Origin of the sequence: Planosporangium mesophilum (genome assembly GCF_016863255.1) — a bacterium.
Taxonomy (GTDB): Bacteria; Actinomycetota; Actinomycetes; order Mycobacteriales; family Micromonosporaceae; genus Planosporangium; species Planosporangium mesophilum.
In genome coordinates this window covers 150,098-173,091 of record NZ_BOON01000017.1, presented here as the reverse complement: position 1 = coordinate 173,091, position 22,994 = coordinate 150,098, and the positions used below count along the sequence as shown (strand labels likewise).

Genomic DNA, 22,994 nt, shown 5'->3' with positions numbered 1-22,994 from the left:
ACCTGTGGACATCGGCCCGCAACCGGTGGGCACAGCTGTGCGGTGGCTGGGGAAAACCTTGGGGACGAGGCACCGGTACCCGCTCCGACCTGGGTTGATCTAGTCCCCAGCCTGTGGACGAAACAAAGTAGGTCACGACACGCCGAACGGCACCGGGTATCGTCGCTGGCGAACGGATCCACCCGACCGGATTCCGGCTCCGGGTGTCCGCAACATCGTCACAGAAGGGTCGCTCTCCGGCTGTGGGCTATCGCGACAAGGGGGACAGGCCGCGTGACGGCCATGGTCGCCGACCGCCAAGCGCTGCCGAGTTCGGCGATGCGACGATCGACCGCCCGACCCCGTTGAACGCCCGGCGCGACCGCACCGCTCGGACCGCTGAGCGGAGCGGGCGGCAGTCCGACCGTCCCGTCCCGCGCGTCCGCTCGGACGCGGCCGGTTGGTCGACCATCTCCCCGGCCGAGGACCGGCCTTCCCGTACCGACGACCGGGCCCTCCCGTCCGCGGAGCGGTCCTTCTCGCCGTCGGAGCGGTCCTTCTCGCCGTCGGAGCGGTCGTTCTCGCCGTCGGAGCGGTCCTTCTCCCGGGAGGAGCGCGACGACCTCCTGCCCGAGCCCCGCTCCCCGCGTAGCCGCTACTCCGCGTACCCCGAATCGTCGGACGACGAGCCACGGTGGGAGCCCGGTACCGTCTCGCGGCGCGACCACGACGACGAGCCGGTACGCCCGTACCGTCCCGGCTCCTGGCCGAGCGTCGTCGACGACCCGGAGCCCCGCCGCTCCCGCCGCAGCGAGGAGGAGGGCCCACGCCGCTCCCGGCGCGCCGAGGAGCAGGCGGCCCTGCGAGCGCTCCCGGCTTCGACCCGGCCGCGCATCGACCCGTTGGACCTGCTGTCGGACTCCTCGTCCAGCTGGAACGGGTTCATCCCCGCGTCGTCCCGCTCCCGCGACCAGGGCGGTACGGACTCGTGGCGTCCGCCGCAGCCGACCGGGATCGGCGAGGATCCCGCGACCGAGGCCTGGCGTGCCGAACCGGCCCCGTGGCGCAGCGGCACGACGATCGACCTTGAACCCGGTGACATCAGCGGCGGCCGCGTCGGGTCCCGGGACCCGGGCACGGCCCGCTTCGGTACCCGTGCCATCGGTTCCGCCGGGACTCCGGCGGAAGGCGGTGGCAGGCACGCCGACTCCGACCTGGAGACGTGGCGCAGCGAGACGGGCACCTGGCGTGCCCGGGACACCGCGACCACCGGCTCCTGGCGCCGTCCGCCCTCGTTCGACGAGGACCTCGACGGCGGCGACCGGAGCACGGAGACCGGTTCCTGGAGCAGCAGCCGTGGCGAGTGGGTCCCGCGTAGCGGCGACACCGGTGAGCAGCCGAGCTTCAGCGTCCGGCGGTACGACGACACCGGTGAGATCCCCAGGAGCGTGACGCGGGCGATCCGCGGCCGCGAGGACGACTACCGGGTCGGCGACTCCGAGCCGTCGGGCCGCCGGGCGCTCCGCTCCCGATACGACGACGAGCCCGACCAGGACGACGCGCCCCGCTACCGGTCCGGCCGGCACGCCGTGAGCGGTTACGACGACGAGGAAGAGTGGCCACCGAGGCGTAGTTCCATCCGAACGACCGCGTACGCCGGTCCACGGAGCGTCGCCGGCAGCACCACCCAGCGCGCCGTCACCGGCCGTGGTGAGACCGTTGACGGCCGGAGGGAGACCCCCACCGGCCGGAGAGAGCCGGTCCGCCGGCCGGCCGCCGTCACCGCGAGGCGTGCCGGCGGCGCCGACGACGTGTCGTCGTACCGGTATGTCGGCGCCGCCCTCGCCTCGGTCGGCTGGTTCGGCCTGCCGATCGGCGCGTTCCTGCTATGGGCCGTGCTGCTGGGTAGTACCGCCCAGGCCGGCTGCGTCACCGCGGCCGGGCAGCCCTGTCCCGCCCCGCGCGATGCGGCGTTCCAGACGTTCCAGGCGCACCTGCCGGAGCTCGGGATCGCGATTGTGCTCAGTGCCTTCATGGCGCTGCTGATCCGGTGGGTCTCGCCGTTCTGGCGGTCCGCCACGGTCGGCTTCGCCGCCGCGGTCGTGGGGGCCGGCATCGCGACCATTCTCTACACGGTGGTCAACACCGCCTGACCCGCCCGGATCGAGCGGTGGACCGCGGACACGAAAACGGGCGGCGCGTCGTACGCACCGCCCGTTTTCCGCGTCGTGGGTGACCTACTTCTCGGGCACCACGTTCAGCGTGAACGCCGCCGAGACCTCCGGGTGCAGGCGGATCTGCACCTTGTGGGCACCGGTGGACTTGATGTGGCCGGACAGTTCGAGCCGGCGCTTGTCCAGGTCGGGACCGCCGGCGCGCTTGACGGCAGCGGCGATCTCGGCCGGGGTGACCGAGCCGTAGAGCCGGCCGCCCTCACCCGCGCGCACGGGGAGCTTGACCGACAGGTTCTCCAGGCTCGCCTTGACCTCGTTGGCGTGGTCCAGGTCGCGGATCTCCCGGGCCGCGCGGGCCCGCTTGATCACGTCGATCTGCTTCTCCGCGCCCCGGCTCCACGGAATCGCGAACCCCTGCGGGAGCAGGTAGTTGCGTCCGTAACCGCCCTTGACCTCGACGATGTCGCCGGGAGAGCCGAGTCCGTTCACTTCCTGGGTCAGGATGATCTTCATGTCGGCCTCCTCTCAGCGGGTCGTGGTCGTGTACGGCAGGAGCGCCATCTCACGGGCGTTCTTGACCGCACGGGCAACCTGCCGCTGCTGCTGGGCGCTCACGCCCGTCACCCGCCGCGCGCGGATCTTGCCGCGGTCGGAGATGAACTTGCGCAGCAGCGCGGTGTCCTTGTAGTCGATGTAGGTGATGCTCTCCTTGTCGAGAGGGTTCACCTTCTTCTTCGGCTTGCGCAGTGCCGCAGCCTTCGCCATTTTCCTTGCTCCAAATGCCATTAGAACGGGGGCTCTTCCTCGAAGGAGGAGCCCGATCCGCCGCCGTTTCCACCGGCCGGCGCGGCACTGGCCCAGGGGTCGTCGGCGTAACCACCGCCGCCGCCCCGGTTACCGCCACCGCCACCGCCGCCGCTGGAGGCACCGAAGCCGCCACCGCCACCGGAGCTGCGCGACATCTTCTGCACCTTCGCCGTGGCGTACCGCAGCGAGGGGCCGATCTCGTCGACTTCCAGCTCCATGACCGTGCGCTTCTCGCCCTCGCGCGTCTCGTACGACCGCTGACGCAGCCGGCCGGTGACGATCACCCGGGCGCCGCGCTGCAGCGACTCGGCCACGTTCTCGGCCGCCTGGCGCCAGATGTTGCACGCCAGGAAGAGCGGCTCGCCGTCCTTCCACTCGCCGGACGCCCGGTCAAGCGTGCGCGGGGTCGAGGCGACGCGGAACTTGGCGACCGCCGCACCCGAGGGGGTGAAGCGGAGCTCGGGGTCATCGGTCAGATTGCCGACGACCGTGATGATCGTTTCTCCTGCCATTGGTCGCTCCTCGCGCGCATTCGGCTGTTCGGGCTCAGATTGTCACTCGGGTGTGACAATTTCGGCCCGGAGCGTGATCGGGCTCTGCCGGAAATGTCTTAGCGGACTTCCGGCCGAATGACCTTGGTACGCAGCACGGACTCGTTGAGTCGCAGCTGACGGTCCAGCTCTGCCACGGCCTGCGGCTCAGCCTGCAGGTCGATGACGGCGTAGATACCCTCGGTCTTCTTGTTGATCTCGTACGCGAGGCGCCGACGGCCCCACACGTCGAGCTTCTCCACCGAGCCACCGGACGTCCGGATCACGTTCAGGTACGTGTCAAGCGACGGTGCGACGGTGCGCTCCTCGAGACTTCCATCGAGGATCACCATGATTTCGTAATGACGCAAGACGTGCTCACCCCCTCTGGTCTGGCGGCCACGGTCCTTCCGTGGCAGGAGGTCGTGCGTCGGTTCACCGGCACCGGATGCCGGTGAACCGAACAAGAATAGCGGCTCGGCCCGCCGAAGGTGGAGCCGGGCCACTGTCAATACAAGAGTCGACCGGCGCGAACGCCGGCCGACCACCTGAAGAGACCGCGGGGCGCTCGTCCGTTTCTTGGGTGGGACCTGGGGAGGAACGACCACACCAGCGAGTTGGACGAGAGCCCCGCGGAGACTGTATGAACCCTACGCGTAGCGCGTCTGAGTTGTACGTTTTGAGATAATAGCCCGAATAGACGCTATCGTCACGCCGATCGCGCAAACCGCGGCGACCAGCGCGAGCAGGCCCGAGGCGCTGTCCCTCGGCGTACCGGAGGCCGTCACGATCGGCTCAAGGGCGACCGCGTTACCGCCCTTTCCGGAGTTGGTGGCCGCACCGGCCGCCGGGTCGGGTGCGGCCGGACCACCGCCGTCGCCGGCCGGCACCACCGCGTCGCTGCTCGGGGTGGCCGGCCGCACCGGCGACAGCGCCGCTCGACCGGTCTCACCGGCACGGCTCTTGGCCGGTGCGCTGTGGCTCGCGGCGGGCGTCGACGGCTTGGCGGTCGGCTTCTGCGTCGGCGGCGCACCCCCACCGGTGACGGAGACCGACGCGGCGGAGAACTGCTGGACGATGCCGGCGCCGCAGGAGAAGGTCATCGAGACCGAGACCGGCCCGCGGTGGAAGACGACCGGCGCCGCCTTGTTGGGACCGACCTCCACCGCCGGCTGTCCGTTGATGCGCAGCGTCGCGGCTTGGCCGAGGCGGTTGACGAACATGACGCGCGACTCGCGGGGAACGTTCAGCCGGGCCACACTCGGCTCGGACTTGCACACCAGCATGCTCAGCACGCTGCCGCCGGTGAAGTTCACCGTCTGACTGTCTGCGGCGTACGCGGGGGCGGTGCCCAGGCTCAGGCCGGCGGCGAAGGCTACCGCCGCGATCGCCGCCGCCGCGCCTGGGGTCCTTCGGTGTCCAGACAACGTCGACATCCACATCTTCCGGGGCGCACCGGGGGGACCGGCGCGGCTCATACCTTTGGTTCGGGGTCGATCGGACTAACGACGCGAATAGGGCACAGTGACGCGGGTTCGATGTCAGCGGTTCGTCGTAGGCTCTGCCGCATGCGTATCGGGGCACACCTCGACTCAACCGACCCACTCGGCGCCGCCGGAGCGCGCTCGGCCGACGTGGTGCAGTTCTTCCTCTCCGACCCACAGGGCTGGGCGTCGCCCGAGCCGCGCGCGGACGCCGCCGAGCTGCGCGCGAGTGAGATCGATGTCTTCGTCCACGCGCCGTACGTGATCAATGTGGCGACGCTGAACAACCGCATCCGGATCCCCAGTCGCAAGCTCCTCGTGGCGCACACCAAGTCCGCGGCCGAGATCGGCGCCAGCGGAGTCATCGTGCACGGCGGTCACGTCAACAAGGGCGACGACATCGCCAAGGGCTTCGACAACTGGCGGAAGACCTTCGCGTACGCGGCGGAGTCGGGCGGCTTCGGCACCCGGGTCCTGATCGAGAACACGGCCGGCGGCGACAACGCGTGCGCCCGCCGCTTCGACTCGCTCGCCCGACTCTGGGACGCGATCGGGGAGTACGAGGTCGGTTTCTGTCTCGACACCTGCCACGCCCACGCCGGCGGGGAAGACCTGCTCGGCATCGTCGACCGGGTAAAGGCCATCACGGGCCGTATCGATCTCGTCCACGCCAACGATTCCCGTGACGCGTTCGACTCCGGACGGGACAGACACGCCAACCTCGGACAGGGCACGATCGACCCCGACCTCCTCACCGCGGTGGTCCGCGCGGCCGGCTGCCCGGTCGTGGTGGAGACGCCCGGTGGGGCGGAGGGACAGGCGGCGGACATCGCCTACCTGCGCGAACGGCTGACGACGTAAGGCGACCATGACCAGCGATCGTGAACCGACGGGATCGGACCGGGCCGACACGCCCACGGAAAGCACGGCGGCCGGGGAGGCGGAGGACACCCCCGGCGAAGCGACGGATCCGGGAGCAGGCTCGGGCGCCGACGGCGCCTCAGCCGGCGTGACCGCCTCCGGCGACGGCCCGGACCGGTGGGAGGCGTTCGGACCGGCGTCGGTCCGGGCTCCGGGCCGGGTACGGCGATGGGCCGGACGGCTGGGCCGGGTGCTGAGCCACGAATGGACCGTGGTGAGCGTCCTCGGTGTCCTGCTCTCCGTGGCCATGACGTGGCCGGCCGCACTGCACCCGAGCGACACGTTGCCCGAGGACCTCGGGGACCCGCCGCTGGTGGCCTGGATCCTGTCCTGGTCGGGTCACGCCCTCACCCACGACCCGTCCCAGTTGTGGCACACCAACGCGTTCTACCCCAACCCGTACAGCCTGGCGTTCACCGACACCATGCTGGGATACCTGCCGGCCGGCCTCATCGGTACCGGCTGGGTGGCGGCGGTGATCCGGTACAACGTGCTGTTCATCTTCGCGTTCGCGCTCGCGTTCGTCGGGGCGTACGCCCTGGTCCGCCAGCTCGGCGCGAACCGCGTCGGCGCGGCGCTCGCCGGCGTCGCCTACGCGTACGCGCCGTGGCACTACAGCCAGTCCGGCCACCTGCACATCATGTCGAACGGCGGGATCGTGCTGGCGCTGGCGATGCTGGCCCGGGGGCACGGGCTCTCGCTGCGCGACGGCTACCGGCGCGAGCTGGTCCGCCCGCGATGGATCCTCGCGGGCTGGTTGGTGGCCGCCTGGCAGATCTCGATCGGCTTCGGCATCGGCATCATCTTCGGGTACGTGCTCGGCGGCTGCGTCCTGGTCGGGGCGGTCGCCTGGCTGCTGCGTCGGTGGCGGATACCGCGCCGTGCGGTGCTGTTCAACCTGATCGGCGGCGTCGTGTTCCTGGCCGTCACGGCGTTCATGGCCTACCCGTTCTTCCGGGTCATGGCCACGTACCCGAACGTGGGCCGGACCATCTCGGACCTGAGGGTCTTCTCGCCGCCGCTGCGCGGCTTCCTGGTTGCCCCGCCGGACTCGCTGGTGTGGGGCACCGCGCACACGGCGATCCGGGAGAGCCTGCCGTTCCCGCCCGAGATGGCGCTGCTCCCCGGCTTCGCGCTGATCGGGCTGGCGCTGGCCGGGCTGTTCGTCTCGGCGTGGTCGCTGCGTGCCCGCCTGGCGCTGGCGGCCGCCGTGGTGGTGACGCTGGTCTGCGCGCTCGGCACCAACGGGCCGTTCAATGGCTGGCTGGGGTACGTGGCCCTCTACCATCTGCCGGGGATCGACGCCCTCCGTACCCCCGGTCGGCTGATCATCTGGACCACGCTGCTGCTCGGCGTCCTCGCGGCCGGCGCGCTCACCGGACTGGCCGGGCGCGGTGGCACCGCGCGGGGCGACCGCGTACCGGGTTGGCGCGAGCGGCTGCTACGGGTCGCCTCGCTGATCCCGCTCGCGCTGGTGGTGGCCGAGGGCGTGAACACGATGCCGCACCCCGTGGTACCCGCCCCGCCGGCCGGGTTCAGCCAGCTACGGGGTCCGTTCCTGGTCCTTCCGGACGAGGGGAACGACGACGAGGTGTACATGCTGTGGAGCACGTCGGGCTTCCCGACCATGGTCAACGGCCTCAGCGGATACCAGCCGCCGAAGCAGGCCGAGCTGCGCGCGGCGGGGGACAAGTTCCCCGAGGCGGACAGTGTCGAGCAGCTTCGTGCCGCCGGAGTGCGCACCGTGGTGATCCTCCGCGACAAGCTCGACGACCCGATGCGGCTCGCCGCGAACGTGGACTCGCTGGGCATCACCCGCGAGGAGCGCGGCGACATGATCATCTACACGCTCACGCCGTAGCGCCGCGTCAGCGAGTCGCCGGGGCGGCCTCGCCGTCGATCCACCCGCGCTCCGGGCTCAGGCGTAGCCAGTCGGCGTCCGGGGCGCCGTCGAATACGCCGCCGTCAGGGTCGTCGGGGTACGTCTGCCGCACCACGTCGTCGGCGGCCCGCAGGATGTCGCGGACCACCAACCAGATCAGGGCGCACACCGTGCCCAGCCGCAGGACGGACGCCAGCACGAAGACCCACTCGGGGAAGACGTTGCGCCCGGAGGCGTTCATCAGCTCGCCGTAGAACGACACGAAGTATGCGACCTCAGCGAACTGCCAGGCCAGGAACGCGCCCCAGCGGGGGCGGGCCAGGATCGCCAGCGGCAGCAGCCACAACACGTACTGCTGCGACCACACCTTGCCGGTCACCAGGAAGGCCGCCACGATCAGGAACGCCACCTGCGCCAGGCGCGGGCGCCGCGGTGCGCGGAGGACCAGCAGCAGGATGCCGACGCACGCGAGGACGAACAACAGCAGGTACAGCGTGTTCAGCGTCCCGTGCCCGGGCTGGTGGTCCAGCCACTGGAACGGCGGGAGCCCGTACCGGTCACCGCCGAGCGGGAAGTGTTCGCCGATGTACCAGATCGTTCCCCAGTCGACGCCCCGTTCGGAGTTGAGGCGGAAGAACTCCCGCCACGAACTCGGATACAGCAGCGCGACCGGCGCGTTCACGGCCACCCAGGTGCCGGCCGCGACGCCAAGCGTGGTGAGCACGGCGGAGACCTCCCGCCGCCGTGCGGTCCGCAGGGCGAGCGCGATCAGCGCGCCGGCCAGCAGCAGCGGGTAGAACTTCGCGGCGGTCGCCAGGCCGAGCATCAGCCCGGCCAGCACGGGTCGCTTGCGGGCCCAGAAGTACAGGAAGAAGGCGGACAGCGCGACCGCGAGCAGATCCCAGTTGACGGTCGCGGAAACGAAGAGCGCCGGTGACAGCGCGAACATCGCCGCGTCCCAGGGTCGGCGCCGGCGCAGCGCCAGGATCATCGCCACGGTGGCGACCGCGAGCGCGCCGAGGACCAGCGCGTTCAGGTCGTAGAAGCGCTGGGCCTGGTTGATCCCCGGGCTGTCGGCGGCGAACGCGTGTACCGGCAGCCCCAGCGCGCCCATGAACACGCCGGTCAGCACCGGGTACTCGACGGCGTGACCGGCGTAGGGCACCTTGCCCTCGGCCAGCCCTTCGGCGTAGTACAGCGCGAGCACGTCGGTGTAGCAGAAGTGCTTGTACTGCGGTAGGTCCTGGCCCCACGCGCCGTCCCGACACGGCGACTTCTGCACCCAGTGCAGCGACAGCATCAGGCAGGTCAGGGCCAGCACGATGCGCACCGGGGTCCAGAACCGGCCGCCGCCGAACCTCGAGCGCGGTGGCCGTACGGCGTGCTCGCCGAGCGGGCCGCCGATCGCCTCGGACAGGCCGCGGACGAACCGGTCGGATCGGGCCGGCTCGTCAACGAGGTCGTCAGGCCTCCCGTTCGTCGGGCGGGGGTCCGGCTGCGCCACCGTGTTCGTGCTCATGGTTGGCATCCTGCCCGATCCCGGCGGCCGTGTGGCGCGACGGCAGCTTTTCGCCCCTGGTGGCCGTAATCGGCCGGGCGGGCGCAACGGCGAGGCCCCCGCGCGATCGCTACCGCGCGGGGGCCTCGACATCTTTCAGCTCAGTTCCGTCTGAACGGGAACACGGCCGGTGTGCCCGGTGCCGGTCCGCCGCCGCCCTGACCGCCGTTGCCATGGCCGTTGCCGTTGCCGTTGCCGTTGCCGGGCACGACTCCCGGCTGGGCCGGGGGCTGACCGGGTTGCCCCGGCCCACCCGGCTGCTGCTGCCCCGGCTGGCAGAACGGCGGGATGCAGATACCGCCGGGCTGACCCGCGTTCGGGTCGGCGGGCGGCGGGGCCACCGGTGCCGCCACGTTGCCCCTGCTGTCGTCCCCGACGAACTTCGGCTCGGCGAACTTGGTCTTCGGCATGCTGGTGGTGACGACGTCCATGTAGCCCTTCCAGATCTTCCCCGGACCGGAGGAGCCGAACATCGGCGAGCGACCGATGGTGATCGGCACACTGTCCCCCTTGAGCGCACCCATCCACACCGCCGTCGCCAACCCGTAGAACTGCTGCGGCTTCTTGGTCAGGTCGGGGGCGATGTACCCGACCATCCAGGCGTTGGAGTTGCCGTTGTTCTTGGTGTCGCTGGCACCCTCGGTGGCCTGCCAGGTACCGGTCTTGGCGGCGGCAACGCGCTGGTTGGCGAGCTGCAGACCCGGGTTGGTACTGCTGAGCACCTTCTGCAGGGCGTACGCCTCGTCGTCCGCCATCTGCTGGGTGAACCCGCGGATCTGGGCCGGCTTGAAGGCCTCTTTGTACAGCAGCGCGGAGCCCTTGTACACCTGCGAGACGAAGTGCGCCTGCGCCCGCGCGCCGCGGGCGGCGAGGGTGGCGACGCCGTTGGCGTGATCGAGGACGGTGACCCGGAACTGGCCGATGCCGACGTGGGCGTCGTTGAGGGGGTCCTTGATCGGACCGGTCGGGTTGAGGTCGTACTTCTTGCCGTTGTCGTCCCAGATGTACCGGACCCCGGCGTCACGGGCGAACTCGAGCACCTTGCTCGGCCCGATCTGCTTCGTCAGGTCGTAGAACGGCACGTTGAGCGACTGCGCCGTGGCCTCCCACAGCCGGCAGGTCTGGCCGGCGGCGCACTTGCCGTTCCCCTCCGCGTTGCGGATCTCGCCGGGCTCACCGTCGTATTTCTTGGTCGCCGGGGCGTCCCAGTACGAGTTGACGGAGATGCCCTCCCGGAGCGCCGCACCGAGCGTGTAGACCTTGAATGAGGACGCCGGCGCGTGCCGGCCGAAGCCGGCCCAGTCGTCCTTCTTGTCGGGGCTGAGGATCTTGTCCCGCCAGACCCCGGCCACGTCCTGCTCGGCGCCGTTCGGGCCGCCGTAGTAGGCCTTGACCCGGCCGCTGTACGGCTCGACGGACACCAGTGCCGCCACGACCTTGTTCTGCTCCGGTGGGACGCCCTGGATCGCGCCGGCCTTCGCGCTCGCCAGCGGGGAGTCCTTGAGCTTCCCGCTGGCGTACTTCTCGGCCTGGTCCTGCATGTTCTTGTCGATCGTGGTGACGATCCGGTAGCCGCCGGCCTCGAGGTCGGGGAACATCGGGTTCCCCTTCGCGTCGGTCATGTGGGTCAGTTCGTCGATCACGTTGTGCAGGACGTTGCCGGTCGGCCGGTCGAGGCCCCACTGCGGCGCGAACGCCGGGTCGCTCGGGTCGTACCTCTTCATCGGCGGGTACTTCAGCGTCGCGGCCTGTTCCGGCGTGATGAACTTCATCTCGACCATGTTCGGCTTGATGCTCTCGAACCGGGCGACCGCCTGCTCCGGCTGGACGGTGCCGTCGTAGTAGCTGAGGCCGTTCGGGCCGCCCGCCGGGTTCTTGATCATCGCGGCCAGGGCCATGCCCTCGGCGGCGTCCAGTTGCTTGGCGCTCTTGCCGAAGTACGCCTGAGCGGCCGCCTCGATACCGTACGAGTTACGTCCGAAGTAGACCGTGTTGAGGTACGCGGTAAGGATCTTGTCCTTGTCGTACGTGTCGTTGAGCTTCATCGCCAGCACGGCCTCGCGCAGCTTCCGCGAGTACGTGATCCCCTTGAGCTCGGCGACCTCCCGGGCGTACTGCTGGGTGATGGTCGAGGCGCCCTGGCGTTCGCCACCGGTCATGTTGTTCCAGGCCGCCCGGGCGATGCCGGTGTACGAGATACCGCGGTCGGTGTAGAAGGTCTTGTTCTCGGTCGCGACGACCGCGTTCTTGACGTCCTTCGGGATCTGGTCGCTCGGGATGATGGTCCGGTTCTGGTTACCGATCTTCCCCATCTCGGTCTTGTTGTCCGAGTAGTAGATCGTCGTCGACTGCTCCCGCTGCGGCAGATCCTTGGGCAGGGCGACGTCGTCGTAGAAGAACGTGCCACCGACGACCGTGCCACCGGCGATCATGATGAAGAGGGCGAACGCGCCGAGGATCATGTTGCGGCGCCGGGCCCGCTTGGCCCGCGCGGCCGCGGCGCCCGACGGCGGCGAGCCCTTCGCCGGCCGGCCACTGCTTCCCCGGTTCTCGATGACGTCGTCCGCCGCACCGGCGGACACGCTGGCGCGGCCCACCGTGGCGCGACCGGCCGCACCGCTCTGAACCGGTACGCGGGCCCGTCCGGCACTGCCGGCGGCACCTCCCACGGGGGCACGTCCGGCGGCGCCACCGCCGGCACCCCCGACCGACGCGCGGCCGACCCGCGCACGGCCGGACGAGGCGCCGGAGCCATCCGCCATGGGCATGCCGCCGAAGGGGTTCCCGCCAGCGGGGCCACCGGGCGAGCCCGGAACCTGGGCCCGCCCCCGCCGGGGGGCGTTCGGGTCACCGTCGTTCATGCGTCCCACCTTGCCGGTTGTGATGCTGACACCACTGCCATCATCAGGATCCGTGAGCCCTGCCACCTACCGGCGAAGCGACACACGTCCGTACGTACCGGGTTCCGCGCACGTCACGGGCGGTGCCGCCACCGAAAGGGCCGTTAATAGATAAGTTCCGATTTATCGGACGTGATCCAAAGGTCTCGCTCCGACCCGGCCACGAGGACCGACGGTCGGTATGGCGAGCTCTCCTCACTCGCCGCTCCCGGGTCGCAGCCGGGTACGGGCACGGGTCGGCGTGCGGCCGGCGCCGGTCGAACCGGCCGGCGCGTTCGCGCCCACCGCGTCGGCCGTCCCGGTCGACTGCTCGATCCCGTCCCGGCCGAGCAGGTACTGCTCGACGAGGTGGTTCCAGCCGCAGCCACGACACACCTCGACGACGTACACCTGGAACTCACGGAACGTCATCGCCAGGACCGGCAGTTCCGCCTTGCGGCGGGCCTGTCCGGCGGCCTGCTTGAGCTCGTCGCCGTAGATGTAGTGGACGTGCGTGAGGTTCTCGCGACGGCAGACGGGACAGTGGTCCTCGGTCGGCTCGCCGTGGAACTTGGCTGCGCTTTTGAGGTAGGGCGAGGCGTCGCACACCTCATGGGTACCGACCCGCCCGGAGTACACCTCGCGCAGCACTGACCGCCGCCGAAGCGAGTAGTCGACGACCTGGCGCTGCGTACGCATGCGCCCGAGGGTACGCGGTCATGCGCAACACGGCGACAACGGTCACCCATAGTGATCAGTGAGCGACCCGACACGCCTATTTCACCGCTTCGAGTTGCGTGCCCGGACCGCTGCGCCTAACGTGCGATGTATCGACCCGATACATCGGGCAGATGTCACGGGGGACAGGTGGTGAAGGGAGGCGACGGTGCTCGAGTTCGCCATTCTCGGACTCCTGCACGAGTCGCCCATGCACGGATACGAGCTGCGCAAGCAGCTCACCACGAAGCTCGGCGCGTTCCGGGCAGCCATCAGCTACGGATCGCTGTATCCGACGCTGCGTCGGCTGCAGGCCGCCGGCTGCATCACCGAGGAGTCGGTGGCGCCCGCCGCCGACGCACCACTGTTGACCAACCGGCGGAGCCGGGTGGTCTACAAGATCACGGCAGAGGGCAAGGAACGTTTCCAGGAACTGCTCGGCAGCTCGGGTCCCGAGACCTTCGACGACCCGGGGTTCGGCGTGCACTTCGCGTTCTTCGCCCGTACCGATTCCGCGACCCGGCTACGCATCCTCGAGGGACGCCGTCGCCGGGTCGAAGAGCGCCGCGAAGGTATGCGAGACGTGCTCTCGCGCGCGGCCGAACGACTCGACGCCTACACGCTCGAGCTGCAACGCCACGGTCTGGACGCCTGTGAGCGCGAGGTCCGCTGGTTGGAGGAGCTCATCGCGCACGAGCGCTCCGGTCGACCCCCCCAGGTAACTATCCCTTCCAACCCGCCTCCGGACCCGCCGGAGCGATAAGCCAGAAGTGAGGAGGCACTCGCGATGGGCTCCGTCCGCGTTGCCATCGTCGGTGTCGGTAACTGCGCCTCGTCCCTGGTCCAGGGCGTGGAGTACTACCGCAACGCCGATCCCGGAGATCGCGTCCCGGGTCTGATGCATGTCACCTTCGGGGACTACCACGTCTCCGATGTCGAGTTTGTGGCCGCGTTCGACGTCGACGCCAAGAAGGTCGGGCGCGACCTGGCCGAGGCGATCGTCGCCAGCGAGAACAACACCATCAAGCTCTGCGACGTGCCACCCACCGGCGTGACGGTCCAGCGTGGACCGACCTACGACGGCATGGGCCAGTACTACCGAGAGATGATCGAGGAGTCCGACGACGCCCCCGTCGACGTGGCCGCCGCGCTTCGCGAGGCCCGGGTCGACGTCGTCGTCAGCTACCTGCCGGTCGGTTCGGACCAGGCGGACAAGTTCTACGCCCAGGCTGCCATCGACGCCGGGTGCGCGTTCGTCAACGCGCTGCCGGTCTTCATCGCGTCGGACCCGGTGTGGGCCAAGAAGTTCGAGGACGCGGGGCTGCCGATCGTCGGTGACGACATCAAGAGCCAGGTGGGCGCGACGATCGTGCACCGGGCGCTGGCGAAGCTGTTCGAGGACCGCGGCGTCGAGCTGCTGCGCACGTACCAGCTCAACTTCGGCGGGAACATGGACTTCATGAACATGCTCGAGCGCAACCGCCTGGTGTCGAAGAAGATCTCGAAGACCCAGTCGGTGACCTCGCAGATCCCGCACGAGATGGAGAAGGCCTCCGTCCACATCGGACCTTCCGACCACGTGCCGTGGCTCGACGACCGCAAGTGGGCCTACATCCGCCTGGAGGGCAGGTCGTTCGGCGACACGCCGCTCAACGCCGAACTCAAGCTCGAGGTGTGGGACTCGCCCAACTCGGCCGGCGTCATCATCGACGCGGTGCGCGCCGCGAAGATCGCCAAGGACCGGGGTATCGGCGGCCCGATCCTGAGCGCCTCCAGCTACTTCATGAAGTCGCCGCCGGTGCAGTACAACGACCACGACGCGCACGAGGCCGTGGAGAAGTTCATCCGCGGCGAGGTCGATCGCTGACGGAACGTTTCACGGGAAACGTACGTTTTTTCCGGACGGCGGCGGGGTGATCCCGCCGCCGTCCGGCGTTTGTGCACCGGGGAAGTGCGCTACGGGGCGAAGTCGCGCTCCACCCGTACCCGCGCCTCCAACTCCAGCAGGACCCGCTTGCGCGGCAGGCCGCCGCCGAAGCCGACGAGCTTCCCGCCGGCGCCCACCACCCGGTGACAGGGCACGAGTACGGGTAGGGGATTGCGGTTGCACGCGGTCCCCACCGCCCGCGCCGCGCCCGGATCGCCGACCGCGGTGGCGACCTGGCCGTACGTGCGCATCTCGCCGTAGGGGATCCGCGACAGCTCGGCCCGGACCGCCCGCTCGAACTCCGAGCCTCCGACCTCGGCCAGCGGAAGCTCGAACGCCGTCCGGCGGCCGGCGAAGTACTCCTCCAACTGGGCTGTCGCCGCCGCCAGCACGGCGTCGTCGACCCCCTCAGCCCTTCCCGGCCGGGCGTCGACGCGCCCGAACTCGACCCGGCAGATGGCCTCACGAGCGGAGGCGACCGACAGGTCGCCCACCGGGGTCGACAGCACGATCCAGCGCATCTGCCCAGTGTGCACGCGCTCGCTCCCCGGCGGTGTTCGCAGCACCCGGTCCAGGCGCGCCGCCACGTAGGCTCGAGGGGTGCCAGCGACCGCCAGCCCCCTGCTGGACACCCAGAAGAACGCCCGCAACCTACGTGCCGTGCTCGCCGCGCGCGGATTCCGCCGCCTCCTGGGCGTCCGACTGGTCAGCCAGATCTCTGACGGTTGGTTTCAGGCCGGCCTCGCCGGGAGCGTCCTGTTCAACCCGGAGAAGCGCACCGACCCGCTGGAGATCGCGATCGGGTTCGCGGTGCTGCTGCTGCCGTACTCGTTGATCGGCCCGTACGTCGGGGTCTTCCTCGACCGCTGGAGCCGGCGCTCGATCATCGTCATGGCCAACGCGCTGCGCGCGCTGCTCGTACTGCCCACGGTCGCCTTCATCTGGTACGGGACGGAGCATGCCGCCGCCTTCGTCGGGCTGGCCCTGCTCGTCATCGGTCTGAACCGGTTCTTCCTGGCCGGGCTGTCCGCGGCCATCCCGCACGTGGTGGAGGACCGGCGCCTGGTCACCGCGAACGCGCTGAGCGGCACGCTCGGCTCGATCTGCTTCTCGCTCGGGCTCGGCACCGCCGTGATCCTGGTGAAGACCGCGCTCTCGGCGACCCTGCACGGGTACGCGCTGCTGGCGGCGCTCGCGCCGGTCGGCTACCTGGCCTCGGCATTACTCGCGCGATGGTCGTTCCGGCCGGACGAGTTGGGGCCGGAGGCGGGGGAGCGCCGCCGCGACGCACTCGCCGCCGCTCTGGTCACCGTCGCCCACGGCATGGTGCGCGGAGTACGGCACCTCGCCAGCCGGCGGGGCGCCGCGTACGCGGTACTGGCGCAGTCGGCCTTCCGGGCGCTGTACGGGGTGCTCGCGCTGGCGGTGCTCCTGCTGTACCGCCAGTACTTCCACCCGTCCAGGGACCTGAACGGGTCGATCAGCGGGCTCGGCATGGTGTTCGTCGCAGGCGGGGCCGGTGTGCTCATCGCGGCCTTCCTCACCCCTCCGGTCACCCGGCGCTTCGGCGGGTGGCGCTGGGTCGCCGCGCTGCTCATGGCCACCGCCGTCGTGGTGGTCGCCTTCGGCCTGCCGTTCAGGCCGGGCCTGCTCGTGATCGCGGTGGTGTTCGTCAACATCGCCACCCAGGGCATCAAGATCGTGGTCGACACGGCCCTGCAGCACGAGTGCGAGGACGCCTACCGGGGCCGGGTCTTCAGCGTCAACGACACCCTGTTCAACCTGTGCTTCGTGGTCGGCCTGTTCGTCGCCGCGCTGGTGCTCCCGCCGGACGGGCACTCGGCGGGCGTGCTGCTGGTCGTCGGGATCGGGTACGCGGTGGTCGCCGCCTGGTACACGGTGACGGCCGGGCGCTGGGCGCGGCGGGTCGGCGACGACATCGTCGGCGCGCGGCAGGTTCGTGGCGGGGTGGGGCGCGGCGTCTGAGCGCGCGGCTTTCCGTGCGGCCCGCGCTGCGGCTTCCCGTGGGGCCCGCGCTGCGGCTTCCCGTGCGGCCCGCGCACCACGGCTTCCGCACGACGACCCGCCGCCACGGCTTTCCGCAAGCCCGACATATCCGATTTGACTATGCTTCCTCCACATGCCACGTAAAGCTTCGCCCCGCTCCAGCCGCTGGGGGCTGGTCGCCCTCGTCACGGCCCTGGTCCTGGTCGCCGGGGGTGGTGCGGCCCTCGCGCTGACCCGCCACCGCGCCGGTGACACCGCGATGGTCACACCCACTCCGAGCGCCGAGACGAGCGCCGATCCGAGCGCCGGGACGCCCGGGCTCGACGACGGGCTCGACGACGGATCGGGGAGCGGCACGAAGAAGAGCCCCGTCGCCAGCGGGTCCGGCGGTACGGGTCCGCGCTGCCAGTACCAGGCCACGACCGACTCCGGCCAGCGCCAGGTCGCCACGCCCAACCCGCGTCCGACGGTGTCCGGCCGGCCGCACGTCAAGCTGACCACCGGCCAGGGCGTGATCGAGATCGACCTGGCCGCCGACGCGGCTCCCTGCACCGTCAACTCGTTCCTGACCCTGGCCCGGGGCGGGTACTTCACCGGCACCCAGTGCCACCGGCTCACCACCGACGCCCTGTACGTGCTGCAGTGCGGCGATCCGACCGGCACCGGCCAGGGCGGCCCCGGCTACCGGTACGGCGACGAGAACCTGCCCACCAGGAGCAACCCCGCGTACCCCCGCGGCGCCGTCGCGATGGCGAACTCCGGGCCGGGTACCAACGGCAGCCAGTTCTTCCTGGTGTACCGCGACAGTGCGATCGACCCGAGCTACAGCGTCTTCGGCCGCATCACCGCGGGGCTGGACGTCCTGGAGAAGATCGCGGAGGCCGGCACCGACGACTCCAACGGACCCGGCGACGGCCGCCCGAAGGTGGAGGTGACGATCAGCCGGGTGGGGTGACGCCCCGCTCGGCGGCCCAGCGGTGCAGCTCGGCCACGGCCTCGTCGTGGTCGAGCGGGCCCCGCTCCAGCCTCAGCTCCTTGAGGTGGCGCCAGGCCTGACCGACCAGCGGACCCGGCGGGAGCCCGAGCAGCTCCATGATCGCGTTTCCGTCCAGGTCCGGGCGTACGTTCGCGAGATCCTCGGCGGCCCGCAGCCTCTCGATACGCTCCTCCAGCGCGTCGTAGTCGGCTGCCAGGGCCGCCGCTTTGCGCCGGTTGCGGGTCGTGCAGTCGCTGCGGGTCAGCTTGTGCAGCCGGGGGAGCAGGTCACCGGCGTCCGCGACGTAGCGGCGCACCGCGGAGTCGGTCCACTCGCCCCGCCCGTACCCGTAGAAGCGCAGGTGCAGGGTGACCAGCTCGGTGACGGCGGTCGTCACGTCCTTGGAGTACCGCAGCGCCTTCATCCGCTGCCTGGCCATGCGGGCGCCCACCACCTCGTGGTGGTGGAAGCTGACCCGCCCGTCGAGGCCGACCGACTTGGTCGCCGGCTTGCCCACGTCGTGCAGGAGGGCCGCCATGCGCAGCACGAAGTCCGGTCCGTCCTCCTCCAGGTTGATGGCGTTGCGAACGACGGTCAGCGTGTGCTCGTACACGTCCTTGTGCTGCGCGTGCTCGTCGATCTCCAACCGCAGTCCGGACAGCTCCGGCAGAAACTGCTCGGCCAGGCCGGTGTCGACGAGCAGCCGTAGCGCGGCGACCGGATCGGCACCGGTCAGCAGCTTGGTGAACTCGTCGCGGATGCGCTCGGCGGTGATCCGCGCCAGGTCGGGGGCCATCGCGGTCATCGCGGCCACCACCTCGGGCGCGACGGTGAACCGCAACTGCGACGCGAACCGCGCCGCCCGCAGCATCCGCAGCGGGTCGTCGGCGAAGGACTCCTGTGGCGTACCGGGAGTGCGCAGTGTGTGCGCCGCCAGGTCGGCCAGGCCGCCGTGCGGGTCGGTGAACCGGTGGTCTGGCACGGAGACGGCCATCGCGTTCACGGTGAAGTCGCGCCGCTTCAGGTCGTCGGCGAGGTTCGTGCCGTACCGGACGATCGGGTTGCGGCTGACCCGGTCGTACGCCTCGGCCCGGAACGTCGTGATCTCCAACCGCAGACCCCGCCGGGCCGCACCGATGGTGCCGAACTCGATGCCGGTCGTCCAGATCGCCTCGGCCCAGCCCTCGAGCAGCCGCTGGGTCTCCTCCGGGTGGGCGCTGGTGGCGAAGTCGAGATCGTCGCCGAGCCGGCCGAGCAGCGCGTCACGTACCGAACCGCCGACGAGGTGGAGCTCGTGACCGGCGGCGGCGAAACGCCGCCCCAGTTCGTCGGCTACGGGCGAGACGCGCATCAGTTCCGCGACGGCGCGACGCTGTGCCTCGGTGAGCTCACGGTTGGTGGCGGCGGGCTCCTGGCCATCGCCGGTCGCGGCGTTCGCCCGGGCAATGGGGGACGAGTTCGACATGGGATGGCAAGCCTATCGGGCAGCGGCAGGTAGATGCCTCCGGTATCCCGCCGCAGCGATGACGACGGGAACGGGCATTACTCTTCTCAGGCATGACCGGCCGGGCCGACTACGGCAACTCGCGATCGTTCGACCCAGACGCGACCGTCGCGCTGCCGGTCGTCACCCCCGACTCCAGTACCCGCGGTGCCCACGAGGCCGGCTACGAGTCACAGCCGACCGTGGTCCTGCCGACGGTGCCGCCCACCGGCCCGGTACCGCCGGGCGAGCCGGCTTCGCCGGGGGACGGCGGCGGATCGGTCGCGCGCAACAGCGCCGTGATGGCCGCGCTGAGCGTCGTCAGCCGGGTGACCGGCTTCCTGCGTACCGCCACGATCGGGGCGGCGATCGGCTCCGCCGCGCTGGCCGACGACTACAACCTCGCCAACAACCTGCCGAACATGGTGTACGAGCTGCTGCTCGGCGGCGTGCTGGCGAGCGTGGTCGTACCGCTGCTGGTCCGGGCCCGTACCAACGACCCCGACCGGGGCGAGGCGTACGCGCAGCGCCTGCTGACCCTCGCCACGGTGTTCCTGGCGGTGGCCACGGTGGCCGCGGTCGCCGCCGCGCCGCTGCTGACGAGGTTGATGGCGAACGCGGACACACCCGCCGCCGACCGTGACCTGATCACCATCCTCGGCTACCTACTGCTGCCGGAGATCTTCTTCTACGGCGTCGCGGCGCTGCTCGCGGCGATCCTCAACACGCGCGGGCACTTCGCCGCCCCGATGTGGACTCCGATCCTCAACAACATCGTGGTCATCGCGACGGCCGCGCTGTACATGCTGCTCCCGTCGACCGGGAACTCCGCGGCCACGATCTCCACCACCCAGGTCCTGGTCCTCGGCGTCGGCACCACGCTGGGCATCGTGGTGCAGGCCTGCGGGCTGATCCCGGCCCTGCGCAAGGTCGGCTTCCGGTGGCGCTGGCGCTGGGACTTCGGTGCCCTGCACCTTGGCGAACTGGCCCGCATCGGCGGCTGGATGTTGGGCTACGTCCTGGTCAGCCAGGTCGGTGTGGTCGCCGCGCTGAAGATTGCCAAGATCGCCGCTGACCGGGCAGGTGCCCCCGGTCCGGCCATCTACCTCAACTCGTACCTGATCTTCATGATGGCCCACGGCATCGTGGCGGTGTCCGTCCTGACCGCGCTGATGCCCCGGATGTCGGCGGCCGCCTCCGAGGGCCGCTACGCCGACCTGGCCGACCAGCTCTCGCTCGGCACCCGGCTCTCGTCGGTGATCCTTGTCCCGGCCACCGCCGCCTACCTCGTGCTCGGCCGCCCGCTGGGCGTGACACTGTTCGACCACGGCGACTACGGGCACGACAACGCGGTCAAGACCGGCTGGGTGATCGCTGTCGCCGGGCTGGGCCTGGTGCCGTTCGCCATCAGCCAGCTCCAGCTCGGCGCGTTCTACGCGATGCCCGACACCAGGACACCGGCACTGATCAACCTTCCGGTGGTGGCGCTGCGCATCGCGGTGCAGTGGCTCGGCCTGCTGGTACTGCCCGTCGTCGGGGTGGCGGCCGGCCTGATGGGTGGCAACGCCATCTCGTTCGTGTTCGGCACGGTGCTCGGGTACTGGCTGCTGCGGCGGCGCATGGGGCGGCTGGGCCTGCGCGCGGTCGGCTCGACGCTGGCCCGGCTGGCTCTGGCGGCGGCGCTGGCGGCGGTGCCGGCCGGGCTCGCCGTCGTGGGGCTGCGCGCCGTCCTCGCCGACGACTGGCTGGGCAGCGTGATCGAACTCGTGGTCGGTGGTGTCGTCCTGCTCGCCGGGTACGTCGCCGCCGCGGTCGCCCTGCGGGTGCGCGAGGTCACCGAGTTGGGCGGAATGTTGCGGGCGCGGCTCGGGCGTTGAACCGGCGCCCGGTCACCCTTCGTACCGTTCCAGAGAGCCTTGGACACCGAGCGCAACGGTCGGCATCACTAAGTAGTTGAGTAATTACAGCACGCCACCGCGTCCGCAACAGAACGATGACGGGATATCCGCAACATCAGAGCCGCCAGGTAAGGTCGGTCCCGACGGTCGCCGGAAACGCCTAGGCTTATGTGCGAACCGACGGCGCCGCGCGGCGCGGGTCCGACCAGAGGGAGGACGGGTGACCCAGAACGGCGAAGGTCAGGAGGCGCCCGGTGGAGCTCCCCAGGTGCTGACCTTCGGCGCCCCCAGCGTGGGAGAGGTGCTCGCCGAGCGGTACAAGCTCGAGCAGCACGTCAACAACGACTCGCTCGGCCGGCAGATGTGGCGCGGAATCGATGTCGTCCTGCGCCGTCCGGTCGCCGTCGTGCTGCGCTACCCGGGCGGGGACTCCGCCGGCGAGATGCTGTCCGCGGCGGTCGCCGCGAGCCGCATCGTGCACCCCCATCTCGTCGGCGTGTACGACGCGATCGACGAGGGGGACCGGGCCTACGTCGTCCGGGAGTGGGTCGACGGCTCCGCCCTGCGCGAGCTGGTGGCCGACGGCCCGCTCGACGCCGACCGCGCCGCCACGATCGCATGCGCGGTGGCCGACGCCGTCGCGGCGATCCACGGCACCGGAATGGCGCACGGCAACATCCACCCGGGCACCGTCCTGATCGCCGGTGACGGGCGGGTCGTGCTCGCCGACGCGCGGGCCGACGAGGCGACCACGCCCGAGGCGGATCTGCGGGCGATCGGTGCCGTCCTGTACTGCGCGTTGACGGGCCACTGGCCGCACGCCGAGGCCGGGCCTACGTCGCTGCCCGACGCCATCCGCGACAACGACGGCAATCTCGCCGCCCCCCGGCAGGTACGGGCCGGGATCCCGTCGTACCTGGACGAGCTCACGACGGATCTGCTCAACCCGACGCTCGCGGTCCCCCCGGCGGATGTCCTGGTGGGCGAGCTCAGCCGGTTCGAGCAGGAGGGCGGTCACCCGCTCTTCGCGGCCGAGGGGTCCGGCTTCCACGAGTTCGACTCCGCCGGTACGGTCGCCGGGCCGTCCCGCCCCACCAGTCGCAAGATCATGATCGGGATCGCCGGACTGATCGTCATCGCACTCGCCGGTGTGCTGGGCGCCACCCAGGTGTTGTCGGATCACCGACAAGCCGTTCCGCAGGGTCCCGGCCGCAGCACGTCGACTCCCGGCAACGCCCGCTCCGGTCAACTCACCGAGCTGAAGCTCAGCCCCAACCAGGTGCACCTCGTCGACGACGTCAAGGGCAAGAAGAACGAGAACGACACCGACGTACGGAAGATCGTCGACGGCAACATCAACACCGGTTGGCGCACCGACCAGTACAACGACAGCCCCAGCTTCGCGAATGTCAAGTCCGGTATGGGCGTCCTGCTCGACCTGGGCAGCGAGCAGCACGTCGCCCGGGTGCAGGTACAGCTGTCGGCGCAGGGCGCGTCGTTGGAACTCCGGGCCGCCTCGACGGCGCCCAGCGACCTCAGCGGCACGTTCGCGGTCGCGACCAGCGAGGGCGGCACCCTCAAGATCAACGGTGCCGAGTTCGGCCTGGTCGGCGACCCGAAGGCGGACGCGGCGACGAACGTCCTGCTGCCCGGTCTGCCGGACAAGCCGGTCCGCTACCTGGTCATCTGGATCTCGAAACTGCCGTCGGTGCCGACCAGCCCGGGCAAGTACCAGGTGGGCGTCCAAGAGGTCACGGTCTCCGTACAGTGAA

The 22,994-nt window shown here is 70.5% G+C and carries 19 protein-coding genes; 9 read left to right on the top strand and 10 right to left on the bottom strand.

Translation table 11 applies throughout. From position 1 onward, the window contains the following. Positions 1–344: 344 nt before the first annotated feature. Positions 345–2,132 (top strand): hypothetical protein, encoded by a 1,788-nt coding sequence (locus Pme01_RS09515; protein WP_168113692.1) that lies wholly within the window; start codon positions 345–347, stop codon positions 2,130–2,132. A gap of 84 nt (positions 2,133–2,216) precedes the next feature. Here the strand turns inward: Pme01_RS09515 and rplI are convergent, their stop codons facing one another. From rplI to Pme01_RS09490, 5 genes are all read right to left on the bottom strand, one after another. Next, positions 2,217–2,666, bottom strand: a complete 450-nt coding sequence (gene rplI, locus Pme01_RS09510) for a 50S ribosomal protein L9 (RefSeq protein ID WP_168113691.1) — start codon at positions 2,664–2,666, stop codon at positions 2,217–2,219. A gap of 12 nt (positions 2,667–2,678) precedes the next feature. Next, entirely contained in the window at positions 2,679–2,918 is a 240-nt protein-coding gene (gene rpsR, locus Pme01_RS09505; protein WP_168113690.1) for a 30S ribosomal protein S18, read from the bottom strand. A gap of 20 nt (positions 2,919–2,938) precedes the next feature. Beyond that, a complete protein-coding gene (locus Pme01_RS09500; protein WP_168113689.1) occupies positions 2,939–3,472 on the bottom strand; it encodes a single-stranded DNA-binding protein in 534 nt (177 codons plus the stop codon). Positions 3,473–3,570: 98 nt separating this feature from the next. Then, on the bottom strand, positions 3,571–3,861 hold the full coding sequence (rpsF, locus tag Pme01_RS09495; protein ID WP_168113688.1) for a 30S ribosomal protein S6: 291 nt from the start codon (positions 3,859–3,861) through the stop codon (positions 3,571–3,573). 279 nt (positions 3,862–4,140) lie between these two features. Continuing rightward, on the bottom strand, positions 4,141–4,926 hold the full coding sequence (locus Pme01_RS09490; protein ID WP_168113687.1) for a hypothetical protein: 786 nt from the start codon (positions 4,924–4,926) through the stop codon (positions 4,141–4,143). Between the two features lie 132 nt (positions 4,927–5,058). On the opposite strand from Pme01_RS09490, the gene Pme01_RS09485 reads away from it, so the two are divergent. Together Pme01_RS09485 and Pme01_RS09480 are read left to right on the top strand one after the other, a co-directional pair. Next, complete coding sequence (locus tag Pme01_RS09485) at positions 5,059–5,835, top strand: deoxyribonuclease IV (protein WP_168113686.1); 777 nt, start codon at positions 5,059–5,061, stop codon at positions 5,833–5,835. Between the two features lie 7 nt (positions 5,836–5,842). Then, positions 5,843–7,756: a putative glycosyltransferase family protein gene (locus Pme01_RS09480; RefSeq protein ID WP_168113685.1), complete on the top strand. Its 1,914-nt coding sequence runs from the start codon at positions 5,843–5,845 to the stop codon at positions 7,754–7,756. Positions 7,757–7,763: 7 nt separating this feature from the next. Here Pme01_RS09480 and Pme01_RS09475 read toward each other — a convergent pair whose 3' ends face one another. From Pme01_RS09475 to Pme01_RS09465, 3 genes are all read right to left on the bottom strand, one after another. Beyond that, entirely contained in the window at positions 7,764–9,305 is a 1,542-nt protein-coding gene (locus Pme01_RS09475; protein ID WP_373315474.1) for a glycosyltransferase family 87 protein, read from the bottom strand. Between the two features lie 131 nt (positions 9,306–9,436). After that, on the bottom strand, positions 9,437–12,196 hold the full coding sequence (locus Pme01_RS09470) for a transglycosylase domain-containing protein (protein ID WP_168113683.1): 2,760 nt from the start codon (positions 12,194–12,196) through the stop codon (positions 9,437–9,439). Positions 12,197–12,430: 234 nt separating this feature from the next. Further along, positions 12,431–12,913 (bottom strand): DUF5318 domain-containing protein, encoded by a 483-nt coding sequence (locus Pme01_RS09465; RefSeq protein WP_168113682.1) that lies wholly within the window; start codon positions 12,911–12,913, stop codon positions 12,431–12,433. A 187-nt stretch (positions 12,914–13,100) separates the two neighbouring features. Here Pme01_RS09465 and Pme01_RS09460 point away from each other — a divergent pair, with 187 nt between their 5' ends. Next, positions 13,101–13,694, top strand: a complete 594-nt coding sequence (locus Pme01_RS09460) for a PadR family transcriptional regulator (protein ID WP_168113681.1) — start codon at positions 13,101–13,103, stop codon at positions 13,692–13,694. Between the two features lie 24 nt (positions 13,695–13,718). Continuing rightward, the gene (locus tag Pme01_RS09455; protein ID WP_168113680.1) at positions 13,719–14,798 is read left to right on the top strand and encodes an inositol-3-phosphate synthase; all 1,080 of its coding nucleotides are present in this window, start codon (positions 13,719–13,721) and stop codon (positions 14,796–14,798) included. An 89-nt stretch (positions 14,799–14,887) separates the two neighbouring features. On the opposite strand, the gene Pme01_RS09450 is transcribed toward Pme01_RS09455, so the two are convergent. Further along, on the bottom strand, positions 14,888–15,379 hold the full coding sequence (locus Pme01_RS09450) for a methylated-DNA--[protein]-cysteine S-methyltransferase (RefSeq protein WP_168114065.1): 492 nt from the start codon (positions 15,377–15,379) through the stop codon (positions 14,888–14,890). A 79-nt stretch (positions 15,380–15,458) separates the two neighbouring features. Between Pme01_RS09450 and Pme01_RS09445 the strand changes: the two genes are divergently transcribed. Continuing rightward, entirely contained in the window at positions 15,459–16,844 is a 1,386-nt protein-coding gene (locus tag Pme01_RS09445; RefSeq protein ID WP_168113679.1) for an MFS transporter, read from the top strand. A 154-nt stretch (positions 16,845–16,998) separates the two neighbouring features. Continuing rightward, on the top strand, positions 16,999–17,820 hold the full coding sequence (locus Pme01_RS09440; RefSeq protein WP_168113678.1) for a peptidylprolyl isomerase: 822 nt from the start codon (positions 16,999–17,001) through the stop codon (positions 17,818–17,820). Here Pme01_RS09440 and Pme01_RS09435 read toward each other — a convergent pair. Beyond that, positions 17,804–19,306 carry a CCA tRNA nucleotidyltransferase gene (locus tag Pme01_RS09435; RefSeq protein WP_168113677.1) on the bottom strand — a complete coding sequence of 501 codons (1,503 nt, stop codon included), beginning with the start codon at positions 19,304–19,306 and terminating at the stop codon, positions 17,804–17,806. The two genes, Pme01_RS09440 and Pme01_RS09435, sit on opposite strands and share 17 nt — an antisense overlap. Before the next feature lie 92 nt (positions 19,307–19,398). On the opposite strand from Pme01_RS09435, the gene murJ reads away from it, so the two are divergent. Together murJ and Pme01_RS09425 are read left to right on the top strand one after the other, a co-directional pair. Beyond that, entirely contained in the window at positions 19,399–21,201 is a 1,803-nt protein-coding gene (murJ, locus tag Pme01_RS09430) for a murein biosynthesis integral membrane protein MurJ (RefSeq protein ID WP_168113676.1), read from the top strand. 241 nt (positions 21,202–21,442) lie between these two features. Continuing rightward, positions 21,443–22,993: a protein kinase family protein gene (locus Pme01_RS09425; RefSeq protein WP_168113675.1), complete on the top strand. Its 1,551-nt coding sequence runs from the start codon at positions 21,443–21,445 to the stop codon at positions 22,991–22,993. Position 22,994: the final 1 nt, after the last annotated feature.

Coding starts and splice junctions, on each gene's coding strand:
- Pme01_RS09500 (WP_168113689.1), bottom strand. CDS start 3,472: ATGGCAGGAGAAACGATCATCACGGTCGTCGGCAATCTGACCGATGAC.
- Pme01_RS09465 (WP_168113682.1), bottom strand. CDS start 12,913: ATGCGTACGCAGCGCCAGGTCGTCGACTACTCGCTTCGGCGGCGGTCA.
- Pme01_RS09455 (WP_168113680.1), top strand. CDS start 13,719: ATGGGCTCCGTCCGCGTTGCCATCGTCGGTGTCGGTAACTGCGCCTCG.
- Pme01_RS09490 (WP_168113687.1), bottom strand. CDS start 4,926: ATGTCGACGTTGTCTGGACACCGAAGGACCCCAGGCGCGGCGGCGGCG.
- Pme01_RS09485 (WP_168113686.1), top strand. CDS start 5,059: ATGCGTATCGGGGCACACCTCGACTCAACCGACCCACTCGGCGCCGCC.
- rpsR (WP_168113690.1), bottom strand. CDS start 2,918: ATGGCGAAGGCTGCGGCACTGCGCAAGCCGAAGAAGAAGGTGAACCCT.
- Pme01_RS09435 (WP_168113677.1), bottom strand. CDS start 19,306: ATGTCGAACTCGTCCCCCATTGCCCGGGCGAACGCCGCGACCGGCGAT.
- Pme01_RS09480 (WP_168113685.1), top strand. CDS start 5,843: ATGACCAGCGATCGTGAACCGACGGGATCGGACCGGGCCGACACGCCC.
- murJ (WP_168113676.1), top strand. CDS start 19,399: ATGACCGGCCGGGCCGACTACGGCAACTCGCGATCGTTCGACCCAGAC.
- rplI (WP_168113691.1), bottom strand. CDS start 2,666: ATGAAGATCATCCTGACCCAGGAAGTGAACGGACTCGGCTCTCCCGGC.
- Pme01_RS09470 (WP_168113683.1), bottom strand. CDS start 12,196: ATGAACGACGGTGACCCGAACGCCCCCCGGCGGGGGCGGGCCCAGGTT.
- Pme01_RS09440 (WP_168113678.1), top strand. CDS start 16,999: ATGCCACGTAAAGCTTCGCCCCGCTCCAGCCGCTGGGGGCTGGTCGCC.
- Pme01_RS09450 (WP_168114065.1), bottom strand. CDS start 15,379: ATGCGCTGGATCGTGCTGTCGACCCCGGTGGGCGACCTGTCGGTCGCC.
- Pme01_RS09475 (WP_373315474.1), bottom strand. CDS start 9,305: ATGCCAACCATGAGCACGAACACGGTGGCGCAGCCGGACCCCCGCCCG.